At 66.3% G+C, this 17,559-nt stretch carries 15 protein-coding genes and 3 tRNA genes; 14 read left to right on the top strand and 4 right to left on the bottom strand.

What is annotated here, in order from left to right; translation table 11 throughout:
* Window positions 1-92: 92 nt before the first annotated feature.
* A complete protein-coding gene (locus ABGV18_RS04785) occupies window positions 93-743 on the bottom strand; it encodes a DUF1134 domain-containing protein (RefSeq protein WP_396581233.1) in 651 nt (216 codons plus the stop codon).
* A gap of 193 nt (window positions 744-936) precedes the next feature.
* On the opposite strand from ABGV18_RS04785, the gene dcd reads away from it, so the two are divergent.
* Complete coding sequence (dcd, locus tag ABGV18_RS04780; RefSeq protein WP_396581232.1) at window positions 937-1,518, top strand: dCTP deaminase; 582 nt, start codon at window positions 937-939, stop codon at window positions 1,516-1,518.
* Window positions 1,519-1,561: 43 nt separating this feature from the next.
* Here the strand turns inward: dcd and ABGV18_RS04775 are convergent, their stop codons facing one another.
* Window positions 1,562-2,236 (bottom strand): histidinol-phosphatase, encoded by a 675-nt coding sequence (locus ABGV18_RS04775; protein ID WP_396585043.1) that lies wholly within the window; start codon window positions 2,234-2,236, stop codon window positions 1,562-1,564.
* 464 nt (window positions 2,237-2,700) lie between these two features.
* Between ABGV18_RS04775 and ABGV18_RS04770 the strand changes: the two genes are divergently transcribed.
* The 5 genes from ABGV18_RS04770 to ABGV18_RS04750 all read left to right on the top strand — a co-directional run bounded on the left by ABGV18_RS04770 (window position 2,701) and on the right by ABGV18_RS04750 (window position 5,971).
* Entirely contained in the window at window positions 2,701-3,279 is a 579-nt protein-coding gene (locus tag ABGV18_RS04770) for an RNA pyrophosphohydrolase (protein ID WP_396581230.1), read from the top strand.
* Complete coding sequence (gene ptsP, locus ABGV18_RS04765) at window positions 3,269-5,560, top strand: phosphoenolpyruvate--protein phosphotransferase (RefSeq protein ID WP_396585042.1); 2,292 nt, start codon at window positions 3,269-3,271, stop codon at window positions 5,558-5,560. Before ABGV18_RS04770 ends, ptsP begins: the two co-directional genes overlap by 11 nt.
* Window positions 5,561-5,686: 126 nt before the next feature.
* A tRNA-Pro gene (locus ABGV18_RS04760) sits at window positions 5,687-5,763 on the top strand.
* An 18-nt stretch (window positions 5,764-5,781) separates the two neighbouring features.
* Window positions 5,782-5,858 (top strand) — tRNA-Arg (locus ABGV18_RS04755).
* Window positions 5,859-5,895: 37 nt separating this feature from the next.
* Window positions 5,896-5,971 (top strand) — tRNA-His (locus ABGV18_RS04750).
* Between the two features lie 105 nt (window positions 5,972-6,076).
* Here the strand turns inward: ABGV18_RS04750 and ABGV18_RS04745 are convergent.
* Complete coding sequence (locus tag ABGV18_RS04745) at window positions 6,077-6,424, bottom strand: EscU/YscU/HrcU family type III secretion system export apparatus switch protein (RefSeq protein WP_396585041.1); 348 nt, start codon at window positions 6,422-6,424, stop codon at window positions 6,077-6,079.
* The gene (fliK, locus tag ABGV18_RS04740; RefSeq protein ID WP_396585040.1) at window positions 6,421-7,959 is read right to left on the bottom strand and encodes a flagellar hook-length control protein FliK; all 1,539 of its coding nucleotides are present in this window, start codon (window positions 7,957-7,959) and stop codon (window positions 6,421-6,423) included. The genes ABGV18_RS04745 and fliK overlap by 4 nt, the downstream gene beginning before the upstream one ends.
* 319 nt (window positions 7,960-8,278) lie before the next feature.
* Between fliK and ABGV18_RS04735 the strand changes: the two genes are divergently transcribed.
* The 8 genes from ABGV18_RS04735 to ABGV18_RS04700 all read left to right on the top strand — a co-directional run bounded on the left by ABGV18_RS04735 (window position 8,279) and on the right by ABGV18_RS04700 (window position 17,384).
* A complete protein-coding gene (locus ABGV18_RS04735) occupies window positions 8,279-9,703 on the top strand; it encodes a sigma 54-interacting transcriptional regulator (protein ID WP_396585039.1) in 1,425 nt (474 codons plus the stop codon).
* An 81-nt stretch (window positions 9,704-9,784) separates the two neighbouring features.
* On the top strand, window positions 9,785-10,129 hold the full coding sequence (gene fliE, locus ABGV18_RS04730) for a flagellar hook-basal body complex protein FliE (protein WP_396585038.1): 345 nt from the start codon (window positions 9,785-9,787) through the stop codon (window positions 10,127-10,129).
* Between the two features lie 50 nt (window positions 10,130-10,179).
* Window positions 10,180-11,964 (top strand): flagellar basal-body MS-ring/collar protein FliF, encoded by a 1,785-nt coding sequence (gene fliF, locus ABGV18_RS04725; protein ID WP_396585037.1) that lies wholly within the window; start codon window positions 10,180-10,182, stop codon window positions 11,962-11,964.
* A 6-nt stretch (window positions 11,965-11,970) separates the two neighbouring features.
* Window positions 11,971-13,011, top strand: coding sequence for a flagellar motor switch protein FliG (gene fliG, locus ABGV18_RS04720; RefSeq protein WP_396585036.1), 1,041 nt, complete (start codon window positions 11,971-11,973; stop codon window positions 13,009-13,011).
* Complete coding sequence (locus ABGV18_RS04715; RefSeq protein WP_396585035.1) at window positions 12,998-13,879, top strand: FliH/SctL family protein; 882 nt, start codon at window positions 12,998-13,000, stop codon at window positions 13,877-13,879. The genes fliG and ABGV18_RS04715 overlap by 14 nt, the downstream gene beginning before the upstream one ends.
* Complete coding sequence (gene fliI, locus ABGV18_RS04710) at window positions 13,857-15,221, top strand: flagellar protein export ATPase FliI (protein WP_396585034.1); 1,365 nt, start codon at window positions 13,857-13,859, stop codon at window positions 15,219-15,221. Before ABGV18_RS04715 ends, fliI begins: the two co-directional genes overlap by 23 nt.
* 16 nt (window positions 15,222-15,237) lie before the next feature.
* Window positions 15,238-15,705, top strand: coding sequence for a flagellar FliJ family protein (locus tag ABGV18_RS04705; protein WP_396585033.1), 468 nt, complete (start codon window positions 15,238-15,240; stop codon window positions 15,703-15,705).
* Window positions 15,702-17,384 carry a flagellar hook-length control protein FliK gene (locus tag ABGV18_RS04700; RefSeq protein WP_396585032.1) on the top strand — a complete coding sequence of 561 codons (1,683 nt, stop codon included), beginning with the start codon at window positions 15,702-15,704 and terminating at the stop codon, window positions 17,382-17,384. The genes ABGV18_RS04705 and ABGV18_RS04700 overlap by 4 nt, the downstream gene beginning before the upstream one ends.
* Window positions 17,385-17,559 lie beyond the last annotated feature (175 nt).

Here is a 17,559-nt window from a genome sequence, read left to right as displayed (position 1 = left end):
CCCGGGGGCGGTGCAAGAGTGCACGCGATCCCGCACGAAAAACGCCGGCCTCTGGGGAGACCGGCGTCGAAGATCGCAGCGAGTCCTGCGGGTCAGAACGGGTTGTAGGATTTGTCCTGCGTGAATTGCGTGTAACCCACGCCGGCGCCCAGCCGCAGACCGACGCCGACGCGAATCGGTGCGACCACGATCGACTGGCTGCGCAGGTACTGCATGCCCACGCCGCCGACGACGAACGCCGAGCCATTGACGCCCGCGAACCGCTGGAAGATCAGATCGGGACGCGGCAGGTTGTAGACCAGCATGAATACCCGTCCGGCATCGCCGCCGAAGTCCCAGCCAACCGATGGCCCTTGCCAGTAGATGGTCTGCTTCTCGCCGGCCTTCGCCATGAATTCGCCCAAGCCGTAGCGCACGCCCACGATGATCGCGCCACCGCCTTCCTCACCCTTGATGATGGCGTTGGGGCGGCCGTAATCGGCAAAGGCCCGGTCGATCATCCGGGCGATGCCCTCGGCCGAGCCGCCCAGGAAATCGACTGCCTCCTGGGTGGTCTCGTACTGGTCGTAGCCTTCCTCGGACTGGGACTGACTTGCGTCACCTGTTGTCGAGCCCTCGCTCGGTGGGTTGCTGGCGCAACCACCCAGGAGCAGGGCGGCCACCAACGCCGTGAGCAGGGCGGCGAGGCGTGAGTTCATGGCCGAGAGGGTGAAGCGTGGGACGTTGAGGAAAGTGCCGTGCATGTCTCGAAAAATCCCTTGTTCAGAGTGAAATGGCAATTCGTGCAGACCTTCCCTAGACAGACCGGCGCGCGTCGAAAAAGTTGCTTGCCGGCCAACGAGGTGGGGTCGGTTGACAACCCGCTGATTTGTGGCAAGCATACGCGCTTTGCCGCAGGATCGCCCGGCGGCGCCGCCTTTGCAACGGGAAGACCGAATGAGTATCAAGTCCGATCGCTGGATCCGCCAAATGGCCGAGGAGCACGGCATGATCGAGCCGTTTGAGCCGGGACAGGTTCGCAGCAGCAAGGACAGCGAGGGCAACGATGTGCCCATGGTGTCCTACGGCACCTCGAGCTACGGCTACGATGTGCGCTGTTCGACCCATTTCAAGGTGTTCACCAACATCAATACCACTATCGTCGACCCGAAGGCCTTCGACGAGCGCAGCTTCGTCGACGTGCATGCGGATGTCTGCATTATCCCGCCGAACTCGTTTGCCCTGGCGACCACGGTCGAGTACTTCCGCATCCCGCGCAATGTGCTGACCATCTGCCTGGGCAAGTCGACCTATGCCCGCTGCGGCATCATCGTCAACGTCACCCCGCTCGAGCCGGAGTGGGAGGGACATGTGACGCTCGAGTTCTCCAACACCACGCCCATCCCGGCGAAGATCTACGCCAACGAGGGCGTGGCACAGATGCTGTTCCTCGAGTCCGACGAAGTCTGCGAGACCTCGTACCGGGATCGCGGCGGCAAGTACCAGGGACAGCGCGGCGTCACCCTGCCATCGGCTTAACGCCGTTGCGGGATGCGCCGCTGGCGTGTTCCGTGACCTTATTCTATCCCGCCGTTTCCTCGACGGTGTTCAGTGCCAGGATCTTCCAGCCACGCGCCACGGCCTCGCGGCGCAGCACCGGGTCCGGGTCGACCGCGATCGGGTGATCGACCTGCTCGAGCAGTGGCAGGTCGTTGCGCGAGTCGGAATAGAACCAGGTCTCCTCCGGACGCACCTGCTGCGCCTCGAGCCATTCCTCCAACGCCAGGATCTTGCCGTGCTGGAAGGTCGGCGTGCCGGTGTATCGGCCGGTGTAACGACCGGCGCGCCGCTCGGGCTCAGTCGCCAGCAGGTGCGGGATTTCCAGCAGGGCGGCGATCGGTCCGGTGACGAAGGCGTTCGTCGCCGTGATCAGCATCAGGGTGTGGCCCTGGCGGCGGTGGGATTCGACCAGCTCGCGCGCCGCCTGAGTGATCAGCGGCCGGATGTCGTTCTCGATGAACTCGGCACGCCACGCCTCCAGGTCCTCGGCCGGGTGCTCGGCCAGGGGCGCGAGCGCGAAGCGCAGGTAGGCGTGGATATCGAGCGTGCCCTGCTGGTAATGGCGCAGGAACTCGTCGTTGTGCCGGGCGTAATCGTCGGCGTCGACAATGCCGTGGTCGGTCATGAAGGCGCCCCAAGCGTGATCGGAGTCACCGGCGAGCAAGGTGTTGTCGAGGTCGAAGATGGCGAGTTTCACGAAGGGCCTCCTGCCGGCAGGGCGCGGTTTGCCTGCCATCATGGTCGCGTGGGGTCCCGGCCGGTGCCGGGTCGACGGGCGCGCATGATACCCCAAACATCGCCGGATCGCGGCCCGGGGAAATGCCGGCCTGGCTGCGCGATTCTTCTCTGTGCCCGGCGGCCTGCCCGAGAGGGCTTCGCGGCTTGTCCGGTCCCCCGTATTGCCGGTTGTCGACGAGCAATCATCCCCGTCTTCGGACGGGCGTATCGATGGCGGAGCACGCCGGAAAGCCAAGGAGGTGGGTCATTCCCGCCGTGGTTCGCCAGCCGGTTGGCGGCGTCGGTTTATCGCCCCCGGGTTTTGTGAAAGAATCAATGACACTTGGGTGACCACCCACGGCCGGGTGCCGTCGTGGTGGTTTACCCCTGCGGGGCGCGACGTCCCGCCATTTCAGGCGACTGACCTTTTGCAAGAGTGGAATCGTGATTGACCGTAGCGGCTTTCGACCCAATGTCGGCATCATCGTGTGCAACCAGCGAGGCGAGGTCTTCTGGGGCAAACGGGTCGGGCATCGTTCCTGGCAGTTTCCCCAAGGTGGCATCAATGTCGAGGAGCGGCCGCTGGAGGCCATGTATCGCGAGCTCCACGAAGAGGTGGGGCTGCTGCCCGAGCATGTCTCGGTGATGGGCTGGACCCGCGGCTGGCTGCGTTACCGGTTGCCGCGCAACATGGTCCGGCGTCACGTCCAACCCGTCTGCATCGGTCAGAAGCAGAAATGGTTTCTCCTGCGCCTGCGCACCGACGAGAGCGCCTTCGATCTCAATGCCACCCACAAGCCGGAATTCGACGGCTGGGAATGGCGTCCCTTCTGGTCGATCTTGCCCGAAGTGATCTACTTCAAGCGCACCGTCTATTTCCAAGCGTTGCACCAGCTTGCGCCCTTCATCGAGGGCGTGCCCCCCGAATGCCCGGACGACTGCCTGCCCGAGCAACTCGAGCGGCGCGGCGGACGCGACTCCTCGGCCGATTTGGCCACGACGGGGAATCGCGATGCTCGATGAACTCCGCCAGATCGTCACCGAGGTCTCCAAGTCCGCCGACCTGCGGGCCGCGCTCGACCTGATCGCCCGGCGGGTGCAGTCGGCGCTCCATGTCTCGGTCTGCTCGGTCTACGTCCTGGGCGGCGATGAGGCAGAGGCGGTCGAACCCAGCCTGGTGCTGCAGGCCACCGAGGGGTTGAACAAGGCGATGGTGGGGCAGGTGTCGCTCGCCCTCGACGAGGGGATGGTCGGGTTAGTCGCGCGCCGCGCCGAAGTGATCAACCTCGAGGATGCCGCGCTGCATCCGGCCTTCAAGTTCGTAACCGATATCGGCGAGGAGCCCTATCACGGGTTCCTCGGCGTGCCGATCATCCATCGCGGGGACGTGCTGGGCGTGCTCGTCGTGCAGGCCCGCGAGCGGCGCCGGTTTTCCGACGATCAGGAATCCTTCGTCGTCACCCTGGCGACCCAGCTGGCCTCGGCCATTCGCCATGCCCGCGCGAGCGGCGAGCTGATGCGCACCGGCAACGAACCCGGCGGCTTTGACTCGGCCTTCTCGGCGCGCGGTCTGCCGGGGTCGCCCGGCGTGGTGTTCGGTACCGCGGTGGTGGTGGCCGACGGCCAGTCGCTGGAGATGGTCGAGGATCGTGATGTCGAGGACATCGACCACGAGCTGGCCGTGCTCGACAGCGCCATCGAGGCCGTCCGCCAGGAATTCGAGCAGCTCAAGATCGATTTCGCGCGGGCATCTGGCAGTGAAGAGGAGAACCTGCTGTTCGATGCCTACATCCGCATGCTGTCGGGTGGCTCGCTGGTCGAGGCGATCGAGCAGCATATCCGTGCCGGCCAGTGGGCGGGGGCGGCGTTGCGCGATGCGATCGCCGAGCACGCCGCCGTGTTCGAGCAGATGAGCGATTCGTATCTGCGTGAGCGCGCCCAGGACATCCGCGACCTGGGCAGCCGGGTGTTGCAGAAGCTGCATGCCGAGAGCGCCGGGCCGACCGAGTGGCCCGATCAGATCGTGCTGGTCGGCAACGACCTGTCCGCCTCGCATCTGGCCGAGGTGCCCACCGAGCGCCTGGTGGGTATCGTCTCGTCGACCGGCTCGGGCTCCTCCCATCTCGCGATTCTGGCGCGTGCGCTGGGCGTGCCGGCGGCGATGGGCGTCTCCGACCTGCCGATCTCGCGGCTGCGCAACAAGGAAGTGGTGGTCGACGGGTACCGCGGCCTAGTCGTGGTGCGCCCGCGCGGCTCGCTGCGCGAGGAGATGCGGCGGCTGGCCCGCGAGGAGGCCGAGCTGACCGAAGAGCTTGCCGCCCTGCGTGACGAGCCGGCGCTGACCTCCGATGGCGTGCGTGTCGCCATGCACGTCAATATCGGCCTGCTCTCGGACATGGCGCCCTCGCTGACCGTCGGCGCCGAGGGCATCGGCCTGTACCGCACCGAGGTGCCGTTCCAGATTCGCAAGCAGTTCCCCGGCGAGGAGGAGCAGGCCCATATCTACCGCGAGGCGCTCGAGACCTTTGCCGGCAAGCCCGTGGTGCTGCGTACGCTCGACGTGGGTGGCGACAAGCCGCTGTCGTATTTCCCCATCCGCGAGGACAACCCGTTTCTCGGCTGGCGGGGCATCCGGCTGGTGCTCGACCACCCCGAGATCTTCCTCACCCAGATCCGCGCGATGCTCAAGGCCTCGGCGGGGCTGAACAACCTGCATATCCTCCTGCCGATGATCTCGGCGGTCGAGGAGCTCGACCAGTCGCTGGCCTACATCGCGCAGGCATTCGATGAGGTGTCCGAGGAGATCGGCGAGATCCAGCGGCCGAAGATCGGGGTAATGATCGAGGTGCCCTCGGCGGTCTACCAAGCCGATGCGTTGGCCAGTCGCTGTGACTTTCTCTCCATCGGCACCAACGATCTTACCCAGTACCTGCTGGCGATCGATCGCAACAACGAGCGCGTCGCCTCGCGTTACGATGCCCTGCACCCGGCGGTGCTCGCCGCGATTCGCGATGTCTGTGCCGCCGGCGTACGCCAGAAATGCGAGGTCGCCGTCTGCGGCGAGTTGTCCGGCGATCCGCTCGGCGCCATTTTGCTCCTGGGTTTTGGGATCCACTCACTGTCGATGAGCGCCGGCTCGTTGCCGCGCATCAAGTGGGTGATTCGCAGTTTCTCGCATACGGACGCGCAAGCGTTGCTGGAACGGGCGATGCATTGCGAACGGCCGGCGGAGATCCGCACCCTGCTCAATCAGGCGCTGGACGATCGCGGGCTGGGCGGCCTGATTCGCGCGGGCCGCCATTGACCGTCGAGTGTGCCGCGCGGGGCGATTGACTTGGCCCCGGTCGATGCCTATCATGGCGCACCTTCGTCACCGGCACGGGTCGAACCGCTACCGGCGGGCGAGGCGCGTTTGCGCGATGACGGCGAACGGAGTGTAGCGCAGCCTGGTAGCGCACCTGGTTTGGGACCAGGTGGTCGGGGGTTCGAATCCCTCCACTCCGACCAGTAAATTAGCCGAAACTTGCGCCTGTAGCTCAACCGGATAGAGCATCGGCCTTCTAAGCCGAGGGTTGCGGGTTCGAGTCCTGCCTGGCGCGCCATAAGCGCACCTGCACGAACGGTGAAAGCCCTTCGATGGTGACTGTAGCTCAGTTGGTAGAGCCCCGGATTGTGATTCCGGTGGTCGTGGGTTCGAATCCCATCAGTCACCCCACCATAGCGTCGAAAAAACCCGCCTGAGATGGCGGGTTTTTTCGTGTCTGACAACTTGTCAGAGTCAGCGGCGGTCCATCCGTGATCCCGGCGTTCCGAACGCCGATCAGCGGTCGTTCTCGTCGCCCTGTTCACGGGCGCGGCGTAGCACGTCCTCGTGCCGGTCGTTGACGTAGAGCGCATAACTCAAGACCTCGGCCACGGCGCGGAACAGCGCTTCGGGGATGTGGTCGCCCAGGTCGATCTCGGCCAGCGCACGGGCGAGCATCGGGTCTTCGACGGCCGGCACCCCGGATTCCCGTGCCACCTCGATGATGCGGCGGGCCAGTTCGTCCTGGCCGGTGGCCACCACCTGGGGCACGTCCGTGCCGTCGTAGGACAGGGCAATCGCTCGGCGTGGACCGTTGGTTGGGCGACGCTGCTTGCCTGTGCCACTTTTGCCTGGGTCGCTCATGCCTGCTCGCTCAAAAAGCCCTGCGGGGCGGAATCGCCGGCGGCCGAGGCGGTGTCGGGTTCGAGCCGGGCCTGCGCGCTGACCGGTGGTGGGCCGGGATGTGCGGCCAGGCGCCCGGGGGTGAATCCGGCATCGGCCAATCCACGGGCCAATGTGGGCCGCGTGGTCTCCAGTACGCTCACCGTCTCCGGTTGGTCGGCGAAGAGATCGACATCAATTCGTTCTCCCCGCATGACCAGGGCGGCATGCAGGGGTCCGAGCCGCGGCCACTCCATCGCCAGATCGATGCGCCAGCGACCGCCACCGCTTTGTGCCTCGCCCGAGTCATCTTCCTCCCGAATCGACAGCCGCAGTGTATGTGCCTCGTTGGCCAGTTGCATCGGGATTTCCAGCAGCCAGGTGGGCTGGTTGGGCCCGGTCTGCGCGCCCGCCGCCGCGCCCGCCGCCCCCTGGGAGAGGGCGGTGGCAAGCTGGCTGCGCTCGACCTGCTCGCCGAGCCGCTGCATGAATTCGAGCGTGGCCTGTCGAGTGGCCGGGTCGCGCGGGGCCAGATCTGGCTGGCTGCGCAGGCTGCGGGCGGCTTGTTGGAGCATGGTGCCCAGCGGGGTTTCCATGAATCCTTGTCCCTGGCCGCCGGGCGCCGGCATGGGCCCGCCCACGCCGGCAAGCGGGTTGGGTTGTTTGGCGGGATTGGCCGGCGTGGCCAGCCAGCCGGCGACCAGCCCCTGGATGAGCCGCGGCTCGCGCAGTGCCGAGAGCAGTGGCAACAGCCCGTTGAGTCCCGGGGGAATGGTCTGCGCTGGTGCCGTTGGCGCGGCCTGCCCTGAGGTCGGGGTGTTCGCCTGGGTCATCGGCTGGCTTGCCGATGTGCTCGCCCGGGCGAGCGCGGCGCGCATCACCGATTCCGTGGACCCTGCCGTGCCACTCGACTGGGCCGCCTGTAACACCGAGGCCGGGATTGATGGCTGAGACGCGCCCGTCTGGCGATGCGTGCCCGGCGGGTTTGCCGGCTGGGTTGATTGAGCGGGCGGCATCGCGTTCTGGCCATTGGTCGCCAACGAGCCGCCGGGGGCCCGAGTAGGAGCGCCCGCGTTGCCCGTCGCATTACCCGTACCGGTGCCCGCGCCGGGCGGGACGGCGGGTGGCGGCGTCCCCATGCCGGTGACGGCCGGTGGGGCTCCGGCCTGCGGGGCGGCCGTGCCAGTCGCGCCACTGGGAGGCAGGCGAGCGAGGGCCTGGAGCAGGTTGCGGGTCAATTGTGCCTGGTCGAGTTGGCGAGGGTCGGGCGGGGGGGCAAGCGGGCGCAAATGGACCTGCTCGCCGAGCCGAGTGACCACCAGGTCGATGGCCTGGCCTGCTTTCAACGGGTGCTGCGTGGTGACCTGAAGCTGCCCGCCGGCCACCGACAGCATGGCGCGCTCCCCGGGGCGTGCGTCCGACAGCGAAATGGCCGCTAGACGCTGACCCGTCTCCAGGCGGAGGACCGGCCCGGTGGTGGTCGTCTGGCCGGGTTGTTCGACCTTGAGAATCTTCATGCGGTCTCCGGTCGCGGACAGTGGCCGGGTGGGTAAGCGGGGGTGCTTGCCGATGGTAGGACGGCCCAGTGTCGCTCACAAGCCACAGGGGATCTCACGGGATTTCCCTGCGAGTGACAATGTTTTGACATGTCGCGAGGCTCACGCTAATTTCGTGTGAACTTTTGATTCCTTGTGAACTTTCCTGCTCCTCTGCTGTCCAGCGCGCCCTGGTTCCTGCCGGGCGGTGAGCGCAGGAGCGCAACAGTTTGCTCGGAAAGATAAATAAAAAACAACAAGAATCGGCGGCGATCGACCGCCGAGCACCCAGGAGAAGAGCATGCCGCTGCCTCAACCCCTTTGCTGGATCGACAGCAAGGCGCCCGAGGCGTCGTTACTCAACGAGCAATTGACGCTGCTCGGTTTCCATACCTGCACTGGTTCGCCGCAGTCCGTGCCCGATGAGCCGTTGTGCCGCCTGACATTCGCCGCCGATGGCGCGGTCGAGGCGGCCAATTCCAGCAGCCAGTCCCCGTGGGTGGTGCTGGGCCAGCTTGACGGCACCCCGCCCGTTCCGCCGTTGGCCCAGTTGCCCTGGCCGGTGCCACTGGACACGCTGCAGGCCGTGCTCGCGCCGATGAAGAGCCGCTGGCGCGGTGAGCGACTGCGTCATGAAAATCGTGGCCTCATCGGCAACAGCCCGGCACTCGAGGACGTGCGTCACGAGGTTGCCCAGGTCGCCCCGACGGATGCCACCGTGCTGATCCTGGGCGAAACCGGCACCGGCAAGGAAGTGGTCGCACGGATGATCCACATGCTCTCCGAGCGGGCCGACAAGCCCTTCGTGCCGGTCAACTGCGGGGCCATTCCCGGCGAGTTGCTCGAATCGGAGCTGTTCGGTCACGAGAAGGGGGCCTTCACCGGTGCGATCACCCAGCGCAAGGGACGTTTCGAACTGGCGCAGGGCGGCACCATCTTTCTCGACGAGATCGGTGACATGCCGTTCTCCATGCAGGTCAAGATCCTGCGGGTGCTGCAGGAGCGCAAGTTCGAGCGCGTCGGCGGCAGTGCCTCGTTCGATGCCGACGTGCGCATCGTGGCGGAGACGCACCGTGATTTGCTCTCGATGGTCGACGAGGGCAAGTTCCGCCAGGATCTCTATTACCGTCTCAACGTCTTCCCCATCCAGACGCAGCCGTTGCGCGCCCTGCGCGACGATCTGCCGGAGATCGCCTCGGCACTGATCGAGCGTCTGCACCGCGACGGGCGCCCGGCGCCAACCCTGACCGAGGCCGTGATCTCGGTGCTCAAGCAACACGACTGGCCCGGCAATGTGCGTGAGCTGGCCAACGTGCTCGAACGGATGGGCATCCTCGCGGCGGACCGTCCGGCGCGGGTCGCCGATCTCCCCGCGCACCTGCAGCATCTCAGCCCGTCGGTGCCCGAGTCCGAGTCCGACCGCAGGGCGTCGCCGGTCACGGATCACCCGACAGCCGAACGACTTGATCCTGACCCGCGCAGCATCTGGTCGCTGACCGAGAACCTTGGTCCGCGATTGCCGCTGACCCCGGAGGAGGTCGAAGACTGCGATCTGACGCTACCGGAGGAAGGCATCTCGCTGAAGGCACAGCTCGAGGCGATCGAGCAGGCCTGGATCCAGGCGGCGTTGACACAGGCCGAGGCGGTGGTTGCCCGGGCCGCCCGGTTGCTGGGTATCCGTCGAACCACCCTGGTCGAGAAGATGCGGAAGTACCAGATCGGTTGATTACCCGCCTTTGCCTGAACTGGCACGTGTCCTGCTAGAGACTGACGCAAGTCAATCCGCGACAGTCAACGAGGTGGGTCCATGAGCGGCAACGACATGTCAGTCGATCAGATCCTTTCCCAGATGCAGCAACTGCGCACCGCGGCCACCCAGCGCCCGGAGGCCATCAATCCGGCTGCGCAGGGCGTCAATGAAGTCGAGCGCAGCAATTTCGCCGACGCGCTGACCCAGGCGGTCGGGCAGGTCAACGAGGCGCAGCAGACCACCGGTGATCTCAAGAACCGCCTGCAGGCGGGTGACGATCAGGTGACGCTCACCGAGGTCATGCTCGCTTCGCAACGATCCTCCGTGGCCTTCGAGGCAACCCTCCAGGTGCGCAATCGACTGGTTCAGGCCTATGAAAAGGTCATGAACATGCCGTTGTAATGCCTCGTTTTATTCCGTCACCCGCTTTCTCCTGATTCGGACACCACGTCATGGCCCAAGGTTCTGCTATCACCACCACCCCGACCGGCAGCGGCGAAAGCCCGCGCTGGATCCGGCAAATGGATGCGTTCACGCAGTCGTCAAGTTTCCGTCAGCTGTTGCTGCTGATCGCGTTGGCGGCGGTGATCTCGTTCATGGTCGGCTTCTTCTTCTGGGGGAGCGGCAAGTCGATGGTGCCCCTGTACCAGTCGCTGGATGCCCAGTCCTCCGCCGAAGTGGTCGACGCGCTCAAGGCCGCGGGCGAGCCCTACGAGTTGGCGAACGATGGCACGGTGATGGTGGGCACCGATCGCCTGCCCGAGGTTCGCATGCTGATGGCCCAGCAGGGCCTGCCGGGCGGCGATGGCGTCGGGCTGGAGATGCTCAACCAGGACCAGTCGCTCGGCACCAGTCAATTTATTGAGCAGGCGCGTTACCGGCGTGCAATCGAAACCGAGCTGGCCCGCTCGATCCAGACGATCGGCGCGATCCGCGCCGCCCGCGTGCACCTGGCCCAGCCCGAGAAATCGGTATTCGTGCGCGATCGAAAGACGCCGACCGCGTCGGTCGTGGTCGATATCAAGGGCGGCAGCAGCCTGGGTCGGGGGCAGGTCAACGGTATCGTTCACCTGGTCGCCTCCAGCGTCAACGATCTTTCCCCCGAGAACGTCAGCGTGGTCGATCAAGGCGGCAACCTGCTGACCAACGAGGGCGACGATGCCGCCGGCATGGGACTGACCAGCCGCCAGTTCCAATACCGTCAGAATCTTGAACAGGCCTACGCGCGACGGATCGAGTCACTGCTCGCACCGATCGTCGGGTCGGATCGCGTCCGGGCCCAGGTGTCCGCGGATATCGATTTCTCCCGTCGCGAAGGCACCAGCCAGACGTATGGCCCCGGTGAAGGCGTCCTGCTCAGTGAGCAGCTCAACGAGACCGTTCGCTCGCTGGGCCGTGGCGAAGGCGTCGTCGGGGTTCCGGGCGCGATAGCCAACCAGCCGCCGGGCGGTGGTGAGGTCAATCCGGGGGGCGGCGACGGTGGCTTGGCCGCGCCGCAGGACCTGACCGTCGAGGAATTCCAGACCCTGGTGCAGACCCCGATCGATAGCGATCGCAACGAGACGCGCAACTACAACGTCGATCGCAATATCGAGCACATCCAGTTCGCCAGTGGGCAGATCGAAAAGCTCAGCGTCGCCGTCTTGCTCGACGAGAACGCCACTGCCGGCGGGGCGGCGGCCGATGCCGAGGACCAGGCGGCCGCCGAGGCCGCGGCCCAGGCCCGCACCGAGCGTCTGGAACAGATGCGTGCGCTGGTGGCCCAGTCCGTCGGCATCGACGAGGCTCGTGGCGATCAGGTCACATTGAGTACCTTCGCGTTCGTCGACCAGGACATCGAGCCGGTTACCACGCCGATGTGGGAGCAGGGCTGGTTCTGGTCCACCTTGAAGAATGCCGGCATTGGCCTGGCCATGCTGCTGGTGTTCCTGTTGGTCGCCCGGCCGTTGCTGAAGATGCTCGCCGAGAGTCGTCGTGAGCGCGTGGCCACGTCGAGCGAGCTGACCGATCAGTCCGGACAACAGGGGCCGCAGTACACTATGCCGACCCAGTACCCGGACGAGCGTCGGGCGCAGACCGAGGAAGAGGGATACGACGAGGACGATCTCTCCAACGTGCCCGAGCTGATCGGCAACGCGAGCTACACCGACAAGCTGCGCCAGCTGCGCAAGAGCGTCAACCACGATCCCAAGGCGGTCGCTGCTGTCATCAAGCAGTGGACCCACGAGGAGCACTGATTTCCCATGGCCCAGGCACCCGAAGCGAATTTCCCGAAGGAAACCCCCCTCATCGGCCTCAAAGGGCCGGAAAAGGCGGCCATTCTGATGATGGCGCTGGGTGAGGAGTCTGCCGCGCAAATCTTCGGGCAGCTCGACCCGCGCGAGGTGCAGAAGATCGGCCAGGCCATGGCGGTCCTGAAGAACGTCACCCGCCCGCAGATCCAGGCGGCACTCGACGAGTTCTCCGACGATTTGGAAAACCAGACCGGTCTTGCCTTGGGGTCGGACGACTACATCCGCAACGTGTTGACTCGAGCGTTGGGCGAGGACAAGGCCGCTGGCCTGCTCGAACGGATCTCGTCGCAGGGCAACCGGCGTAATCTGGAATTTCTCAAGTGGATGGACGCGCGGTCGATCGCCGAGATCATCCGCTACGAGCATCCCCAGATCATCGCGATCGTGCTCTCACACCTGGAAAGCGACCAGGCCGCCGAGATCCTGCAGATGTTGCCGGAGAACACCCGTACCGACATCGTCCTGCGCATCGCTCACCTCGAGGGGGTTTCACCGCAGGCCCTCGAGGAACTCGACGACATCATGGAGCGTCAGGCTTCTGGCACCCAGGGCGGCAAGTCCTCCAAGGTCGGCGGCGTGAAGATCGCCGCCGGCATCATGAACTTCCTCGAATCCAACGTGGAAGAGGAGTTGATGGGGCGCGTCAAGGAGACCGACGAGGAACTGGGCGTCCAGATCGAGGACCTGATGTTCGTCTTCGCCAACCTGGTCGAAGTCGAGGACCGCAGCCTGCAGGTGCTGCTGCGCGAGGTCCCGGCCGACAAGCTTCTGCTGGCGATGAAGGGCGCCGATTCCGAGCTCAAGGAAAAGATCTTCGGCAACATGTCGCGTCGCGCCGCCGAGATGATGCGCGACGATCTCGAAACCCTCGGCCCGACTCGCCTGGCCGACGTGGAGGCCGCGCAGAAGGAAGTCCTGCAGGTTGCCCGTCAACTCTCCGATGAAGGCAAGATAGCCCTGGGTGGCGGTGGTGGCGATGAGTTCATCTGACGTCGCGCCGGCCCTCACCCGGCCCCTGGAAGCCTCCGACTGGCAGGATCTGGTCGGGGCCTGGGAGCTGCCGGATTTCAGCAACCCGCCGGCCGAGGAAACCCCCGACGAGCCCGACCCGGCCACGGCCGAGGAGCATGCCGAGGCGCGTGCCGAGGCCGAAAAGCGCGGTTACGAGGCGGGCCTGCAGAAAGGTCGCGATGCCGGCTATCAGGAAGGAATGGCCGCCGCCCGGGAGCAGATCGAAAGCGTCGAGAATCGCCTGCGTGGCTGGCTGTCGCATCTGGAGCGGCCGCTGGCCCTGCTCGACGACGAGGTCACCGAGCAGCTCACGGCGCTGGCAACCCAGATCGCGCGCGTCATGGTGGCCCGCGAGGTCCAGGCCGACAACAGCGGACTGCCGTCGATCGCCCGCGAGGCGCTCGCGGCCCTGCCGGTGTCCGTGCGAACGGTGACCCTGCGTTGCTCGCCTGATGACCAGGCGGCGCTGCGCGAGCTGATTGAGGATCCGCGCTTTGAGACACTCGATCTGCGGCCCGATCCGACGGTCAGTGCCGGTGGCGTGATTGTGGAATCGGGCGATGCCCGCGTGGATGCCAGTCTGGCCAATCGCTGGGCGGCCACGCTCGATCACCTGATCGGTCGGGTCTATCCCGGCCCGGACCAGCCGGTTCCCGAGGCCGCCGCGACGACGTCGGGAACGGATCGGTCTGATGAGGCCGCCGAGCCGGCGGAGCAATCCATCGAAACGGAGGCGGCCGGGACGGATGGCCCGGCCGCCGATCCAGTCCCTGACGCCGAGGAGGCGTCGCAGGCCGATGAGCCCCAGTCGGAGGAGCGCCGCGATGACCGATCCCGGACTGCGTGATCCCAGCGCCGATATCTCGCTGAACTGGGCCAGACGCCTGATGGGCACGACCGCGCGGGTGGACGCCCCGGCGGCGGCCTCCGAGGGGCGGATCGTCCGGGTGGTCGGGCTGGCGCTGGAGGCGCGCGGGCTGTCGGCGCTGATCGGGGATCAATGCGAGGTGACCGACCCGCAAGGGAGGCGCTTCGAGGCGGAGGTGGTCGGTTTCGCCGAGGAGGCGACCTACCTGATGCCATTGGAGACCACCCAGGGCGTGGGCCCGGGCTGCCGGGTGAAGAACCTCGGAACGGCCAGCCGCGTACCGATGGGCGAACAACTGCTCGGCCGGGTGCTCGATGCCCGTGGTCGTCCGATCGACGACGGCGAGCGGCTGACCGGCGATTCGTCGGTCAATCTGCATGGTCGATCGATCAACCCCCTGAAACGTCGCGAGATCACCGAACCGCTGGATGTGGGCGTACGGGCGATCAACGCCCTGATGACGGTCGGCCGCGGTCAGCGCATGGGCATCTTTGCCGGCTCGGGCGTGGGCAAGAGCGTGTTGCTCGGCATGATGACCCGTTACACCCGTGCACAGATCATCGTGGTCGGCCTGGTCGGCGAACGGGGCCGCGAGGTCGCGGAGTTCGTCCATGAAATTCTTGATGACGAGGCACGCCAACGCGCGGTCGTTGTGGCAGCCCCGGCAGACAGTTCCGCGTTGATGCGCCTGCACGGGGCGAATCTGGCCAGCTCGATCGCCGAGCATTTTCGCGATCAGGGCTTCGACGTACTGCTGCTGATGGACTCGCTCACCCGCTACGCCCAGGCGCAGCGGGAGATCGGTCTGGCGATTGGCGAGCCGCCGGCGACCAAGGGGTATCCGCCCTCGGTGTTCGCCCACCTGCCCAGGCTGGTCGAGCGGGCCGGCAACAGTGAAAGCCGCCAGGGAAGCCTGACGGCCTTCTATACCGTGTTGGTCGAGGGGGACGATCTCAACGATCCGGTCGCCGATGCCGCCCGCGCGATATTGGACGGTCACATCGTGTTGTCACGCGAGGTGGCCGAGCGTGGGCGCTTCCCGGCGATCGATGTCGAGGCCTCCATTTCCCGACTGATGCCCAAGCTGGTTGACCCGGATCATCTATCCTTGATGAGGCGATTCAAGGAGTTGGCGGCCACTTACCGTGAAAACCGTGACCTGATCGCCGTGGGTGCCTATCGCCGTGGTCAGGACGCGCGGCTCGACCGGGTGATCGACATCCAGCCCGACCTCGAAGCGTTCCTGTCGCAGCCCATGGACGAGCCGGCGGACATGGCCTCGAGCATCGAGGCGTTGGTCGACCTGTTGCATTCCGATTGACGTGGGGTAGCCGAGAATGAGTGACACACAGCGACTCAAGTCTCTGGGCAATGCCGGTCGGGTGATGGGTCACCAGGCCGACCTGGCCAGTCGTCGCCGCCGCGAGGCACAGCGTGAGCTCGACGCGCAACGCCAGCGCCTGGCCGACCTGGAAGGTTATTTCACCGAATACACCAACAATCTGGGATTCGCCGCCGAGGGACGTAACCGGGCCTTCGCGCTGCAGAATTACCGTCAGTTCATGGCCCGGATCGAGGACACCATCGAGCATCAACGCAAGGTGGTCCTCGACCTGGAAGAGCAACTGAGTAAGCGGGCGAATGATGCCCGTGACGCGCATGTGCGCAACGAATCCGTCGATCGGCTCAGCCAGCGATATCGTGACTCGATCCGCCGGCGCGACGCCCGGGCCGAGCAACAGGTGATGGATCAGCACGGGGCGGCCAAGGCCGCGCACGGTGGCGGAACAGGGGGAATGCAATGAGTCAGATTGGTGAAGGCAAGACAACGATCGAGGCGCTCGGTCGCCTGCTGGGCAGTGCCGACGGCAAGGCCGGTCGCTTGGCGGCCGGGTTGAGCAGTGGCGGGCGCGAGGAGTTCGCGCGTCTGATGGCCTCGGCGCAGGGGCGCCTCAAGTTGGATGGCGAGGGCGGCTCGCCACGCAGTGCCTCCCTGTCGTCGGAGAGCGGGCCCGCGGCCGGTCAAGGTATTGGCGGTAGCAATGATTTCGATCAGGCGCTCGCGGGCTTGGCCGATCAATTGGCGCAGTTGCGCGAGGCGCTTGCCGGTCGGTCGGCGGGTGCGACCCAGCCAGGCGAGAACGCCGCAATGCGTAGCGGGCCCGAAATCCAGTCGGCACTGGACGAGTTGGCCGCCTTGCTCGATGGCCGGGGCGCCCGCCTGAACAGCGCGTCGGGAGAGAGTGGGTCGCTGGGCCAGCCTGATGGTTCAGGTAATGGTCTGGGTAATGGCCCGGGCGCCGATTGGTTTGGGGGCGACGGCTCCGCCGGTGGTTTGGCTCGGAACCCGTCGGCCGCTGCCGGTGGCATGCCGGATGGCCTCATGGGCGGGCTGGGTGACCAGGTGAAGGAACTGGCGGATGCCCTCGCCCGGTTTAGGCAGTCGATCGACAGCGCCGACTCGCAACCGGCAGCGGCGCTGGAGGGATTGATGGAGCGCCTGGCCAGCCTGCGTGAGGGATTGGCCGACGCCCGGTCCGAGGGCGAATCAATGGCGCCGGGCCTGCTGGGACAGTTGCAGGCGCTGGGAAACGCCTTGCGTCGTGCCGAGTCGGCCGCGGCTAGCGAGGCCCGAGTCGCCCAGGGCATGACGAGCCCTCGCGGTGAGGGCCAGTCAGCATGGGACGGGGGCTGGCGCTTTGCCGAGAATGGACGCCGGGCGGCCGGTGGGAGCGAGTCGACCCGGCTGGGCGGTGGGGCCGGCGGTGAAGCGGCCCGTGATGGCGACTGGTCCGGTGGGCCGGTAAGTGCCGCGCTGGGGCTGAGCGGTCGCGAGTCGGTCCCGATGGAGCGTGAGCGAGCGTCTTTGACCCGCTGGTCGGCGCTCAATGGTCTGGAAGGTCATCAGGGACGCGCCGAGGCGGAGCTTGCCTCGGGCAGCAGCCAGGCCAACTCGACCGGCCTGGGGGGGAACCCCGCGTCGATGTTGTCCGGTGGCAGCCCCGCCGGCGGGGTCTTCACCGGACAGGCCGCAGCCGGGACGCCCAATCCACAGATGCCGGCGCAACTGGGCCAGCAGATCCAATGGATGGTCGGCAAGGGAGTCTCCAAGGCCAGTATCGAGTTGCGCCCCGCGGATCTGGGGCCACTGAAGATCGCCATCGAGACCCAGGGAGACGAGACCCGCATCGCCCTGACAGCGACCAACGCCACCGCCCAGGGCCTGCTCGAGCAGCAGCTGCCGCGGCTGAAGGAGTGGTTGCAGGAGGCCGGGCTGGCCAATAGCGAGGTCGAGGTCGGCCTGGGTCAGGAAAGCGATTTCGGTCAGCAGTTGGCCGATGCCGATGATCAGGGTGGTGCCGGTAGCCAGTCCGGTGACGGCTCCCAGGGCGGCCAAATGGAGTTGGGCGCCGGCGACGGAGCGGACGGACCTGGCGAAGAGGAATGGGCCCAGGGGCGCTTGGTTCTCGATCTCTTTGCCTGAGCGCACGTTAATCGTCAGGGGAGGGGCGTGCGGTGGTTGATCCCATTCGCGACCTGCCGTCGTCGCGCGGCTGGCATCGCAGTCCGACATGGCCGGCCGGGTGACACTGGGATAAGACAGACAGTCTCTTTTGAAAAGGGGTCGCTTCGCGACCCCTTTTTGCTATCGGGTGGGA

Source organism: Guyparkeria halopsychrophila, assembly GCF_044582135.1.
Classification (GTDB): domain Bacteria; phylum Pseudomonadota; class Gammaproteobacteria; order Halothiobacillales; family Halothiobacillaceae; genus Guyparkeria.
Note: the sequence above shows the minus strand (reverse complement) of the source record. Positions and strands in the feature narration are given on the sequence as shown.

Bases quoted from the DNA above. Each gene is read 5' to 3' on its own strand.
- fliK (WP_396585040.1), bottom strand. From the start codon at position 7,959: ATGAAGATTCTCAAGGTCGAACAACCCGGCCAGACGACCACCACCGGG.
- ABGV18_RS04735 (WP_396585039.1), top strand. From the start codon at position 8,279: ATGCCGCTGCCTCAACCCCTTTGCTGGATCGACAGCAAGGCGCCCGAG.
- ABGV18_RS04705 (WP_396585033.1), top strand. From the start codon at position 15,238: ATGAGTGACACACAGCGACTCAAGTCTCTGGGCAATGCCGGTCGGGTG.
- fliE (WP_396585038.1), top strand. From the start codon at position 9,785: ATGAGCGGCAACGACATGTCAGTCGATCAGATCCTTTCCCAGATGCAG.
- ABGV18_RS04745 (WP_396585041.1), bottom strand. From the start codon at position 6,424: ATGAGCGACCCAGGCAAAAGTGGCACAGGCAAGCAGCGTCGCCCAACC.
- ABGV18_RS04785 (WP_396581233.1), bottom strand. From the start codon at position 743: ATGCACGGCACTTTCCTCAACGTCCCACGCTTCACCCTCTCGGCCATG.
- ABGV18_RS04715 (WP_396585035.1), top strand. From the start codon at position 12,998: ATGAGTTCATCTGACGTCGCGCCGGCCCTCACCCGGCCCCTGGAAGCC.
- dcd (WP_396581232.1), top strand. From the start codon at position 937: ATGAGTATCAAGTCCGATCGCTGGATCCGCCAAATGGCCGAGGAGCAC.
- fliI (WP_396585034.1), top strand. From the start codon at position 13,857: ATGACCGATCCCGGACTGCGTGATCCCAGCGCCGATATCTCGCTGAAC.
- ptsP (WP_396585042.1), top strand. From the start codon at position 3,269: ATGCTCGATGAACTCCGCCAGATCGTCACCGAGGTCTCCAAGTCCGCC.
- fliG (WP_396585036.1), top strand. From the start codon at position 11,971: ATGGCCCAGGCACCCGAAGCGAATTTCCCGAAGGAAACCCCCCTCATC.
- fliF (WP_396585037.1), top strand. From the start codon at position 10,180: ATGGCCCAAGGTTCTGCTATCACCACCACCCCGACCGGCAGCGGCGAA.
- ABGV18_RS04700 (WP_396585032.1), top strand. From the start codon at position 15,702: ATGAGTCAGATTGGTGAAGGCAAGACAACGATCGAGGCGCTCGGTCGC.